The sequence below is a fragment of the Cytobacillus sp. Bac17 genome, from assembly GCF_024519925.1.
Taxonomy (GTDB): Bacteria; Bacillota; Bacilli; order Bacillales; family Cytobacillaceae; genus Cytobacillus; species Cytobacillus pseudoceanisediminis.
Genome location: NZ_JALJRC010000015.1, coordinates 54,165 through 67,337, shown reverse-complemented (window position 1 = coordinate 67,337; position 13,173 = coordinate 54,165). Strand labels below are relative to the sequence as shown.

Here is a 13,173-nt window from a genome sequence, read left to right as displayed (position 1 = left end):
GGGATTTTTCAATGAAAAATAAGAAAAGGGCATCGATTTTAACCACTTTATCCATTTCGGCTGCACTAATGCTTTCAGCTTGCAGTTCTGAACAGGGATCCAGCTCAAGCTCTGAGAATGAGCAGGGAGAGAAAGAGAATAAGCTGGAAGAAAAGGTAGTTATCTATTCACCGCATGGAAAGGATATTCTATCAAAGTTTGAACAGCAATTCGAGGAAAAATATCAGATTGATGTGGAATGGCTTGATATGGGATCACAGGAAATCCTGGACCGGATCCGCTCCGAGAAAAACAATCCGCAGGCTGATGTCTGGTGGGGAGCGCCATCTGTAAACTTCGATCAGGCAAAGGATGAAGGATTATTAAAGCCATATGAGCCTTCATATGCAGGAAGTCTGGCAGAAGGCTTCCATGATCCTGAGTGGCACTGGTCCGGAACAAGCCAAACACCGGAAGTCATTATGTATAACAGCAAAGAATTATCAGAAGATGAAGCGCCAAAAGACTGGGATGAGCTTCTCGATCCGAAATGGAAGGATGAAATCATCATCCGCTACCCGCTGGCATCCGGAACAATGAGAACGATTTTTTCAGCGATGATTTACCGTGACTTTAAGGACTCCAAGGATACAGCGGCCGGTTACGAATGGCTTAAGAAATTGGATGCCAACACGAAAGAATACGCAGCAAATCCTGAAATGATGTACAACAAGGTGGCCAAAGGGGAAGGAAAGCTATCTGTCTGGGCAATGCCTGACGTTGTCATGTTAAAAGAAAATAAAAATTATCCATTTGAATTCATCATTCCGGAAAGCGGAACACCCGTCCTGACAGAAGGGATTGCCGTTGTGAATGATGCTCCGCATCCGAAGGCGGCTGAAGCATTCTATGAGTTTGTCAACACGCCTGAAGCAGCCAAAATCCTTGCAGAGGAATTCTACCGCATTCCAACAAGGGATGACGTAGAGGGACTGCCTGAGTGGATTACAGAAACAGAGATTAAGAGCATGGATATCGACTGGAAGGTATTCCAGGAGAACAGCGACAGCTGGATGAAGTATTGGGATGAAAACATTAAGAGCGGAGAAAAAGAAATTAAAGAATAGGAAGTGTAATAGGTATGGCGTCCATAAACATAGATAATGTCCAAAAAGCCTTTGGAAAGGTTATTGCAGTCGATCATTTAAATCTGGATATAAAGGATGGGGAATTCTTTACCTTCCTTGGACCAAGTGGATGCGGCAAGACCACCACACTTCGGATGATTGCTGGATTCTATTATCCTACTAAAGGTGTTGTCCGTTTCGGCGATAAGGATATGACGCGTGTACCTCCTGAAAAGAGAAATACGGGCATGGTTTTCCAAAACTATGCCCTTTTTCCTCACATGACGGTGTTTGAGAATGTCGCTTTTGGATTAAGGGTTAGAAAACTTGGCTCCAAGGAGCTCAATATAAAAGTCAAGGCTGTATTGCAAAAGGTGAGGCTTAAGCAGTACGCCGATCGTCAGGTGAGCCAGTTAAGCGGAGGTCAGCAGCAGCGTGTCGCGCTGGCAAGGGCATTGGTGATTGAACCGGAGATTTTGCTCCTGGATGAGCCACTCAGTAACCTGGATGCCAAGCTGCGCGATGAAATGAGAAGCGAAATACTGAGATTGCAAAAAGATTATAATATCACCACCATCTATGTTACTCATGATCAGGCAGAAGCTCTATCCATGAGCGATCGGATTGCGGTATTTAACTTTGGGGTCTGCCACCAGGTGGGAACACCCTCGGAAATCTATAATGAACCAGCCAATGATTTCGTAGCGGGGTTTATCGGGGAAATCAATCTGCTTCCTGTGAAGATCAGCAGGATAGAAGATGAAAACATTCTTGTACAAGTGCAGAACGGTGAAAGTGCCAGTGAGCTTTCCGTCCGGAATGCCCCATTTAATTATAATCAGGAAAACAAAGGGAACCTGGCGTTATCCATTCGTCCTGAATCTATTAAAATACTGGAAAAAGAGACGGAAGGGAAAAATATCTTCAAAGGAATGGTTGAGGAAGTTCATTTCTTTGGCTCCCTCATCAATGTTGTGGTCAGGGCTGCAGGCCTTAAGCTCCAGGTGAATGCCCTGAATAGCGGCTTATCCAGAAACCTGCAGGCGGGTGCAGAGGTTTGGGTGGAATTGCCTGAAGAGCAGATGCGGATCATTCCTGTGGTGACTGGTGATGCATCATGATTAAGAATCGGGATACAAGGCTGACTCTGCTCCTCCTTATTCCGGTCCTGCTGGTTCTCATAGCTTATGTTCTATACCCCTCTTTACGCACCATAATGGAGAGCCTTCAAAAAGAAGGCAGCATGACGTTCGGGAATTACAGTGACTTCTTTACCCAGGAATCCAAGACCAATCTGGAAGCCCTGTGGAATTCTGTATATATTTCGGTATTAAGTGTCCTGGCCAGTGCACTGATCGGCATCCCGCTGGCATTCATTTTCAACCGGTATGATTTTCCGGGCAGAGGCTTCTTTGCATCGGCTGCCATTATGCCGATCGTCCTGCCGTCATTGGTAGGGGTAATGGCGTTCATGTTCCTGTATGGGGAAACCGGATTGATTCCCAATGCCATTAAAGACCTATTCGGGCTGGATGAAGTGCCTTTCAAAATAGGCGGTATATCAGGCATTTTGATCGTCCATGCATATACTATGTATGTGTATTTCTATATGACTGTTTCATCAGCCATTAATAAAATTGATCCATCTCTTGAAGAAGCTGCGTACAATCTGGGGGCCAATCGTTTTAAAGTGTTTTGGAAAGTAACCTTTCCATTATTGACACCGGCTATTGTAGCCGCATCTTTATTGGTGTTTATGATCTCAATGGCATCCTTCAGTGCGCCGTTTCTCCTGGCAGGAGGATTCAGGGTGCTGAGCCTGCAGATTTATTTTTCGAAGATTAATGGCGATATGGAAGTGGCCGCCACACAATCGGTTATATTATCGGTTGTATCGATCAGCTTCCTGCTGTTTATGCGCTGGTACCAAAACCGCAAGGATTACCGGATGGCATCTAAAGGAATTGGCGCCCATCGCAGTGAAGTCAATAATCCTGTTTTGAAGTGGATACTGGTCTTTACAGGAATCGTGGGAGTCATCATTCTGCTGCTTCCGCATTTCACGATTCTCCTTCTATCGCTCGTACCGGACGGAACTTGGACGTGGCAGACCTATCCATCGGTATTTAATTTTGAAAATTATCGTTTATTGTTCCAGGATCCGAACATATTCAGGCCATTGAAAAATAGCTTGATCCTGTCGGTTATCGCTACAGCAGGGAACCTGGTCTTTGGGGTATTGGCATCCTATGTGCTCGTTAAACGGAAATTTGTCGGAAAAAGCTTTGTGGATATTTTAGTTATGATTCCATGGGCTTTGCCGGCTACCGTTATCGGGATGAATTTGATTTTTGCTTTTAATGAGCCTACCATCTTCTCATTTGGCAACATTCTCGTCGGCACATTCTGGATTTTGCCTCTGGCCTATTTTATCCGCCATATTCCATTGGTCGTCAGATCCACCAATGCTGTACTGGAGCAATTGGATGATTCCATAGAAGAAGCCTCAAGAAGCCTTGGGGCAAAGTGGTTCTATACGTTCAGAAAAGTAATCCTTCCGATTATTATGCCAGGGGTTTTATCAGGAACATTACTGGCATTTGTTGAGTCAGTCGGTGAATTTCCGACTTCGGTATTGCTGTATACCCTTTCAAACCGCCCTATTTCCATCGAGATTATGAATCAGCTGAGAATGTTCAATATGGGCCAGGCGGCAGCTTACGGTATGATCCAGATTACTTTAATCGCACTGGTTCTGTTCATATCAAACAAGTTTTTTGGAGTTAAGGCTGAAAAATCATTGTCTTAAAACGGAGTTGAAAAAATGAGCAAATTAGAAGAGTTTATTAAAAATGAAGGCCTTGTCTTTCCCGGCAAAACATATGCAGAAGAACTGCTGATGCCCGTTTTTAATGACCAGCGGGACTATCTGTTCCATGTCATGTTCGATATTCATCGGGCACATGTGATCATGCTGGCAGAAAAGGGGATCATTCCTGAAGAAGAAGCAAGAACCATGCTGGAAGGAATTAATAAAGTGGCAATGTCAGACACCAGCTCATTATCCTACCAGCCTCAATTTGAAGATCTCTTTTTTATGATGGAAGCGAAAATAGGAGAAGAGATTGGCGATGAATTGGCCGGAAAAATCCACATTGCCCGGAGCCGGAATGATATGGGGATCGCGATGTACAGGCTGGTGCTTAGAGAACATTTGCTGCAGCTCCTTGGAAGTGCTTATCAGCTTAGTGAGGCATTGCTGGAGCAGGCTGAAGAGCATAAAGAGACCTATATGACCGGCTATACCCATACACAGCCGGCCCAGCCGACCACTTTGGGGCATTATCTCCTGGCCGTTTATGATGTTCTCCAAAGGGATATTAAACGGCTTTGGGCTGCTTATAAAACCGTTAACAAATCCTCGCTCGGTGCAGCGGCTCTTACGACGACCGGTTTTCCGATTTGCAGGGACCGCACCCGTGACCTATTGGGATTTGAAGGAATTATTGAAAACTCGTATGACTCGATTGCGGGAGCAGATTACCTGCTGGAAACCTCATCAGCCCTGATGACCTGCATGGTGAATACCGGCCGGTGGATCCAGGACTTCCTTCAGCATGTAACAAGAGAGTTTGGCACCTTCCAGGTGGCGGATCCTTACGTGCAGGTAAGCAGCATTATGCCTCAAAAAAGGAACCCGGTTTCCATTGAGCACTCCAGATCCATTGCCAGCAGCGCCTACGGTGAAGCATATGCAGCCATGAACATGGTTCATAATACGCCATTTGGGGATATCGTTGATACAGAGGATGATCTCCAGCCTCATCTGTATCGCGCTTTTACGAATGCCAATCGGGTATTAAAGCTGATGTACGCCGTGATTGCCACATTAAAAGTCAATAAAGACCATGCGAAAGAGATGGCGAAAAAGTCGTGCATCACAATCACAGAATTGGCCGACACCCTGGCAAGAGACTACAGCATTCCATTCAGGAAAGCCCACTCCATTGCCAGCTATATTTCAAAACAAACCGTGAAGGATCAGAAAGAACTGTGCGACTGGAAAGTGGCGGACGTAAATGAAGTCATTCAGGGATATGTCCCTGTTGCCCTGTCAGAGGAAGAGTGGAAGAAAATCATTTCTCCTGAATACTTTGTGCAGATCCGCAGCCTTCAGGGAGGACCGAATCCGGATGAGGTCTCGAGAATGATCAAGGATCGGAATGAAATCCTCACAGGGGATCTGCTGAGTTATGAGGGGACTGTGAGAGGACTTAAGGAGAAGCGGGAGAGCTTGATTAACTTTAGATTTTGACTATTGTTGTTTTTTAAAAGCGAAATTCGCCAATGGCGAGTTCGCTTTTTTTATTCCCTGCTAATATGAGTCCAATCCTTGCAAAAACCACATTACAGAATTCGGACTTCAATTTGTGTAATACAGGAGTATAATACGTAGTAAGCAGACAATTCGATGAATTTAGAGTCTGGCTTTTTGCAAACTTACTATTATAGAATCAGGTAAAGGAGGGAGCGCTCCCGATGATTCTTGACCAGCGCTGCATGACGATTTTGACGAAAATGGTCCATGCGCCTACACATGTTTCTCCACTGGAGCTTATGGAAGAATTACAGATTTCCAAGCGGACCGTTTATTATGATGTTGACAAAATTAATAGCTGGCTCAAAGACCAGGGGTTAGATGAGCTGAAGTATATCCGTGCTGCTGGATTTTTTCTCGATGAAGAAGAAAAGCAGCAGATTAAACAGCGGCTGCATTCGTTTGATAAAGCTGCCGGTTATGAGTTTTCACGAAAAGAAAGAATGGCCTGGACTGCCATACTCATCCTGACCCGCGAGAAAACCATTTATCTGCAGGATCTGATGGATAAGCTGGGTGTCAGCAGAAGTACGCTTCTGGCAGATATCAAGGAATTAAAAAAGCAGCTTAACCAGTTCCAGGTTCAGTTGAATTTCCATAAATCTTCTGGCTACTTTATTGCCGGTGAGGAGCAGGATAAGCGGAAAATGCTGATTTACTGCCTATCACAGGTTTTAACCAATCGCGGCTGGAATGATCTATTATCCGAAGTTCAGTTAACCATCCAGGACACGCCTGGACTGTCACCTGAAATGTTTCAGCGTATTGATTTAGAAACGATCTATGAAATTTTGAATGAAAGTGAATCATTTTCCGGTGTTCATTACACAGATGAAGTAATGGAGACGCTGAGTGCCCATATATTTATGCTCATCAAAAGGTTTAACCAGGAAAAATACATCAAGATGGATCCTGTTGAAAAACAGGTCATTAAAGAAACAAAAGAGTACACCGCTGCTCGATTTATTTGCCGGAAAATTGAAAGCGGTTTCCATCTTGAGGTTCCCGATGATGAAGCCTGCTATCTTGCAACCTACCTGTTAGGTGCGAAAATAAGCGACTATGATACACATGAGCTGGAAGACCAGGACCTTGATATCCTCAAATCAATGGCAGTAAGAATGGTCGATGATTTTCAAAAATATGCGTGCGTATTTTTTCAAAATCGGAAGGAGCTTGAACGGAATTTATTGATTCATTTAAAGCCGGCTTACTTCCGAATCAAATATGGGATCGAACTGGAGAATCCATTATCCAAATCTGTACAGGAGTCTTATCAGGATCTGTTTATCCTAACCAAAAAAGTGGTTCATCACTTTGAATACGTGCTGGGCAAAAAAGTATCTGATGATGAAGCGGCCTATATTGCGATGCACTTTGGAGGATGGATTGATAAAGAAGGCGTCAGGGTGGAAGCCCGCAAAAAAGCGGCTGTGGTGTGTGCCAGCGGAATCGGCACGTCCCGAATCCTTCAGAAACAAATTGAAGATCTCATGCCGTTTGTCGATGTGGCGAATGTATACACCGTCCGTGAATATGAGAAAGCGTCCCTGGCTGATTTGGACTTTGTCATTTCGACCACGCCAGTATCCCGGAAACATGTACCGGTGTTTATTGTAAATCCGATTCTTAACCCGTCTGAGAAGGAATCTCTGCTTAAGCAGGTTCAGGCATCAGAAAAAAGGCCGAAATCAGAAAACATCGACGCATTGATGGACATTATCCGGAAGCATGCAGATATAAATGACGAAAGCATGCTGATCCAGGAATTAAAAGTCTACTATCAATCAAATAAAGAAGCAAAAAGTGAGGTGGATCAAAAGCCAATGTTAAATGAAGTTCTAACCGCCGATAAAATTCAATTTGCAGATTCGGCTGCAAGCTGGCAGGAAGCACTGCAAATGGCGTCACAGCCGCTATTGGCCGATCAATCCATCAGCCAGCATTACATTGATGCCATGATTGAAAACGTGAATGAAATGGGACCATATATTGTCATCGCGCCTGGAATTGCCCTTCCTCATGCCCGCCCTGAAGCTGGCGTGAACAGGCTGGGAATGAGCTTTCTGCAATTAAAGGAAAGCTGTGCTTTTTCGGAAAAGCCGGAGCATCAGGTAAGATTATTCTTTGTGCTGGCAGCCATCGATAATGAAACCCATTTAAAAGCATTATCCCAGCTGTCTAAAATGCTGTCTGACAGCGATAACCTTGAAAAACTGCAGAATGCTGATACTCAAGCTGACGTATTAGAAATTATTAATCAATATTCACAAGACTAAGGAGGAAATTAAAATGAAAAAAATTCTAGTAGTATGCGGAAACGGACTTGGAAGCAGCTTTATCGTAGAAATGAATGTGAAAACAGTTTTAAGCCAACTGGGAGTGGAAGCAGATGTTTCACATACTGATTTAACTACGGCTAAATCTGAAAAAGCGGATATCTATCTGGGATCTAAAGACCTGATTTCCACTTTGGATGACGGAACAAGAACGATCATTGGTTTGACAAACATCCTTGACCAAAACGAGCTAAAAGCTGCATTGGAATCCCATTTATCATAATAGAGAAAAAAAGAGCAGGCGATAGACTCGCCCGCTGAAAAATAAAAAGAACAAATATAGTATAACCTGAAAAACTGTTAGATGAAAGATAGATACAGAGGATTTAAAAGGAGGGGTAAACATGTTTGATTTTATCATGAATGATATACTGGGCACGCCCGCCATTCTGGTTGGTTTATTCGCCTTGTTTGGCTTGCTTCTGCAGAAGAAGGGAATTGCCGATGTCATATCAGGTACGCTTAAAACGATTATGGGCTTTCTCATCCTGAATGGAGGAGCAAGCATCTTAATAGGCTCACTTGATATTTTCGGAAAAATGTTTGAAAAGGCTTTTCATATCCAGGGCGTTATTCCGAACAACGAAGCGATCGTAGCAATTGCCCAGCAGACATTTGGGAAAGAAACTGCGATGATCATGCTTTTCGGGATGGTCATGAACATAATAATTGCCCGTTTTACACCGTTTAAATATATTTTCCTTACCGGCCATCATACTTTATTCATGGCTTGCCTTATCTCAGCTGTATTTGCAACTGGCGGAGTAACAGGGCTTCCATTGATCATTATCGGTTCTATTATTCTAGGATTATTAATGGTATTCATGCCTGCGCTTGTCCAGCCGTATGTACGCGAAATCACTGGCAATGACAGCATAGCTGTCGGCCACTTTGGATCTTTCGGCTACTTTGTTTCCGGCTTTATTGGAAAGCGTGTAGGGGATAAATCCAAATCGACGGAGGATATCAAAGTGCCAAAATCACTTGGATTCCTGCGCGATACATCTGTTGCGATGTCTCTCACAATGACGATTCTCTTCCTGGTTGTGGCGCCGATCGCCGGAAAAGGCTATGTAGAATCTGAATTGAGCGGCGGAGTTAACTTCCTTGTATTCTCGCTCATGCAGGCCATTACGTTTGCAGCTGGTGTATATGTAGTCCTTGCCGGTGTGCGGATGCTGATTGCAGAAATCGTTCCAGCTTTTAAAGGAATCGCTGATAAAGTGGTAAAAGATGCGAAGCCTGCCCTTGATTGCCCGGCAGTGTTCCCTTTTGCTCCAAATGCAGTTATTATCGGATTCCTATTCAGCTTCGTAGCTGGTTTGCTTTCCATGTTCCTTCTTCCATTATTCGGCCTGAAAATAATTGTGCCAGGCCTGATTCCGCACTTCTTCACAGGTGCAGCGGCAGGGGTTTTCGGAAATGCCACTGGAGGCAGACGAGGAGCAATGATCGGAGCATTTGCTAACGGTCTATTAATCTCATTCCTTCCGGCCTTATTGCTGCCGGTTCTGGGATCTCTAGGGTTTGAAGGAACTACTTTTGGAGACTCGGACTTTGGGGTTGTGGGGATTTTATTGAGCTTCCTTATAAAACTTTTTTCTTAAACTATTAATTATTTGGACTTCACTTTGATGTGGAGTCCCCTTTTGTTTTTCGGCAAGTTCGCCTGTCGCTAGGAAATTTCTCCAATTAAATGATAATATAGTAATAGGGAGGGTGAGTTATGAGAAAGGTTTTGTTTTTTGTTTTTGCTGTCCTGGTTTTGGCCGCGTTGAGCGGGTGCAATAAGGAAATTAAGCCGCAGGATCGCTTTAAGCAGTATGTGGAGCATTGGAATAAGCAGGAGTTTGAGAAGATGTACGAATACCTGTCAAAGGATGCGAAGCAGTCAATCAGCAAAGAGGACTTTGCAGCCCGTTATGAAAAGATTTATAAGGATTTAGAGATAGATAATCTGAAGGTAACATACAAGCCGGATATGGAAAAGGAATACAAAAAAGAAGAAAATGCAAGTTTTCCTTTTTCAGCAAGCATGGATAGTGCAGCCGGCAAGATTGAATTTACCCATGATGCCAAGCTTGTAAAGGAGGAAAAGGAAGAGGAAGACAATTGGTTTGTTGCCTGGGATACGACTTATATTTTCCCGGAGCTGGGGCCAGAGGATAAAATCAGCTATTCAACTGTTCCAGCGCAGCGCGGAGATATTGTGGACCGAACAGGTGACCCGCTTGCCTTAAACGGCACCCTATATGAAATTGGTGTTGTTCCAGAACAAATGGGTGATCAGAAGGAGCAGACTGTCAAAGGTTTGTCAGCAGCCCTGGGAATGTCAGAAGAGCAGATTAATAAAAGCTTGAATGCAAGCTGGGTGCAGCCAGGTTACTTTGTGCCAATTAAGAAGGTTTCCCCGGATGATAGGACAACATTAGATAAAGTGTTCGCACTAAAAGGTGTCCTGAAACAGGATGTCAAAGGCAGAGTCTACCCGATGGGGGAATCAGCAGCCCATCTAATCGGATATGTTGGAACGATTACAGCTGATGAAATGAAAGAGCGTGAAGGCTATTCAAGTACTGATATAATTGGGAAAAGAGGACTCGAACAGGTGCTTGAGGAGCGTTTGAAGGGTTCGAACGGAATTAAAATCGGCATCCAAAAGAAGGACGGCTCTGAAGTGGTCCTCTCTGAAAAACCGGTAGAGAACGGTGAAACTATTCAGCTTACCATCGACATGAACCTGCAGAAGTCACTCTACACAGAGCTGGGAGGAAAGCCGGGAACCGCAGCAGCAATTGACCCAATTACAGGAAATACGCTGGCGCTCGTCAGCAGCCCGAGCTTTGATCCGAACCAGGCTTCACTCGGGTTTACAGCTGATGAGTGGAAGGAAATTGAAGGCAATAAGGACATGCCGCTTCTGACACGATTTAAGCAAACCTATGCGCCAGGTTCAGTGATGAAGCCGCTGACAGGCGCAGTCGGACTGACAGAAGGAACATTAACGCTTGATGAAACGATTAATGTTAAGGGCCTTCAATGGCAAAAAGACAGTTCATGGGGTGGCTATAAAGTCACTCGTGTTAAAGACCCCGGCGGGCCGGTCAACTTTGAAAAAGCGATGATGTATTCGGATAATATCTATTTTGCCCAGCAAGCCCTGGAGCTGGGAAAAGAAAAGTTTTCAGCAGAGCTCAAGAAATTTGCGTTTGAAGAGGAAATTCCATACGCGTTCCCGCTTGAACCATCCAAGATTGGCGGCCTGGACACAGAGATTCTGCTCGCTGATTCGGGCTACGGCCAGGGCCAGGTGGAAATGAGCATTGTCCATCTTGCAGCGTCTTACACACCTTTCATCAATAAGGGATCCATGATCAAACCTGTTCTTCTGGAAGAAGAGGAAAAAAGCCAGGTACTAAAAGAAGGCGTGATGAGCGAAGAAACTGCGAATACGGTGGCAGCCGCAATGGCTAAAGTCATCCAGGATCCAAGCGGAACCGGCCGGACGGCTTATATGAAAGATTACCCTTTGGCTGGGAAAACAGGGACAGCTGAGCTGAAAAAAAGTGCAAACGAAAAAGGGCAGGAAAATGGCCTGTTTGTTGCCTACAACCCGCAGTCACCGAAGCTCCTCATCGCGATGATGATGGAGGGCGTTGAAAACAGCGGCGGATCGAAAGTTGTAGTGGAGAAAGTGAAGAAGGTTTTTGAAGAGCATAAAGGGCGGTTTTAATAATCAATAAAGAAGTATGGAAAGTGTCTGTACCCTGATAGAGTGCAGACACTTTTTTTGTGGCCTGGATGGATTGAATAACATACACCATCGAAATTGAAAGAGCTTTGTATAACAAAATAGTGAAATCCGAACGGAAAGTCCGGTTCATTTTAAACTGGCCCCCAATTTATCAGTACCCCAATACTAAGCATGATAACAGCGATTACACACCAGATCAGAAAGAGAGGCATCATCCATTTTGCCCATTTGATCCAGGGTACCCCGGCTACGGCAAGGCTGGCCATGAGTGGACCGGATGTCGGAAAGATACTATTAGTGAATCCATCTCCAAACTGGTAGGCTTGGACCGCAACTTGACGAGTGATGCCAATCATATCTGCCAGAGGTGCCAGGATAGGCATGGATATCATTGCTTGCCCGCTTCCGGATGGAACAAGGAAATTTAGAATAGCATTGGATACAAACATACCAATTGTCGCCAGTATGGGGGGGAATCCTTCCAGAGGAATGGACAGCGCGTGAACAAATGTATCCAGGATGCTGGCGTTTTCCATGACGATAAGAATGGCTCGGGCAACGCCAATAATTAAAGCTCCGTACACAAGCTTTTGGCAGCCTTCCAAAAAGGTTAATGCAACTTGATTATAGTTCATACCTGCAATAATACCTGAAATAAGTCCAATGATAATAAAAAAGGCAGCCATGTGATCAATAGTCCATTTAAATTGAATGGTGGCAAAAATAAAAAACAGCAGTGAGAACCCTACAAAGCTGAGAATCAGTTTATGCCGGGCTGTAAAAGGGGATTCAAGGTTATCGTCTAAAGAGGATGTTTCAATTGATACTCCGACCAGGCTTTTAGATGGATCTGCAAGGACCTTTTTGGCATATCGCCAGGTGTAGAGAATGGTTGCACCCACAATCACAGCAAATGCTATAAGCCTTAGGGCCATTCCGGAGAATAAGGGGATATCAGCAATCGATTGCGCGATGCCAACTGTATAGGGATTCAGGAACCCGACATTAAAGCCGGCAAAAGTGGCCCCGAAAGTAATGGAAACTGCCACAAGCGCATCAAGCTTGAGGGCACGTGTGATAATAAGTCCGATGGCGACAAAAGGGATAACCGAATTGGCTACTGCTCCAACGGCTCCTCCCAATGCAAATAAGATAGATACAATAGCAATAAGCCAAAACTCTTTTCCCTGAGTCTTAGTAACCGCACGCAAAATGCCTCCTTTAATAGCACCTGACCGTTCCACGACCTCAAAGGCTCCGCCTGCAAATAGAACAAGAAATATCAGCCCTCCAGATTGAACCATTCCTTTCTGAAGTGCTAAGAATAAATCCATGAAGCCAGTTGGATTACCCTCTGTTCCTGCATATGTACCTGGAATGACTCGTTCTACCTGATCGACTATTTCTCTCTCAAATGCTCCTGCTGGCACGATGTATGTAGCTGCTGCTGCCATTAATAAAACAGCGAAGAGGATAACATAAGTATCCGGCATCTCCCACTTTTTTTGCTGATTAGTTTCTAATCCTGTTTCTTGCATTGTCTGTGGTTTCAATATTCTTAAATCCCTCCATTTGTTTTTTTCTTTATACAATTGC

Annotated in this window: 9 protein-coding genes; 8 read left to right on the top strand and 1 reads right to left on the bottom strand. The window is 44.4% G+C overall.

The features are described from left to right. Positions 1-11 precede the first annotated feature (11 nt). From NR125_RS17355 to NR125_RS17320, 8 genes are all read left to right on the top strand, one after another. A complete protein-coding gene (locus NR125_RS17355) occupies positions 12-1,106 on the top strand; it encodes an extracellular solute-binding protein (protein WP_256815822.1) in 1,095 nt (364 codons plus the stop codon). 14 nt (positions 1,107-1,120) lie between these two features. After that, entirely contained in the window at positions 1,121-2,227 is a 1,107-nt protein-coding gene (locus NR125_RS17350; protein ID WP_256815821.1) for an ABC transporter ATP-binding protein, read from the top strand. After that, on the top strand, positions 2,224-3,915 hold the full coding sequence (locus tag NR125_RS17345) for an ABC transporter permease (protein ID WP_019380725.1): 1,692 nt from the start codon (positions 2,224-2,226) through the stop codon (positions 3,913-3,915). Before NR125_RS17350 ends, NR125_RS17345 begins: the two co-directional genes overlap by 4 nt. Before the next feature lie 15 nt (positions 3,916-3,930). Then, positions 3,931-5,421, top strand: a complete 1,491-nt coding sequence (argH, locus tag NR125_RS17340) for an argininosuccinate lyase (RefSeq protein ID WP_256815820.1) — start codon at positions 3,931-3,933, stop codon at positions 5,419-5,421. Positions 5,422-5,645: 224 nt separating this feature from the next. Beyond that, positions 5,646-7,763, top strand: a complete 2,118-nt coding sequence (locus tag NR125_RS17335) for a BglG family transcription antiterminator (RefSeq protein ID WP_256815819.1) — start codon at positions 5,646-5,648, stop codon at positions 7,761-7,763. A 13-nt stretch (positions 7,764-7,776) separates the two neighbouring features. Beyond that, a complete protein-coding gene (locus NR125_RS17330; protein WP_009332100.1) occupies positions 7,777-8,046 on the top strand; it encodes a PTS sugar transporter subunit IIB in 270 nt (89 codons plus the stop codon). A 121-nt stretch (positions 8,047-8,167) separates the two neighbouring features. Beyond that, positions 8,168-9,430 carry a PTS ascorbate transporter subunit IIC gene (locus NR125_RS17325; protein WP_009332099.1) on the top strand — a complete coding sequence of 421 codons (1,263 nt, stop codon included), beginning with the start codon at positions 8,168-8,170 and terminating at the stop codon, positions 9,428-9,430. 119 nt (positions 9,431-9,549) lie between these two features. Beyond that, positions 9,550-11,556: a penicillin-binding transpeptidase domain-containing protein gene (locus NR125_RS17320; protein ID WP_009332098.1), complete on the top strand. Its 2,007-nt coding sequence runs from the start codon at positions 9,550-9,552 to the stop codon at positions 11,554-11,556. A gap of 152 nt (positions 11,557-11,708) precedes the next feature. On the opposite strand, the gene NR125_RS17315 is transcribed toward NR125_RS17320, so the two are convergent. Beyond that, complete coding sequence (locus NR125_RS17315; protein WP_226280652.1) at positions 11,709-13,130, bottom strand: YfcC family protein; 1,422 nt, start codon at positions 13,128-13,130, stop codon at positions 11,709-11,711. Positions 13,131-13,173: the final 43 nt, after the last annotated feature.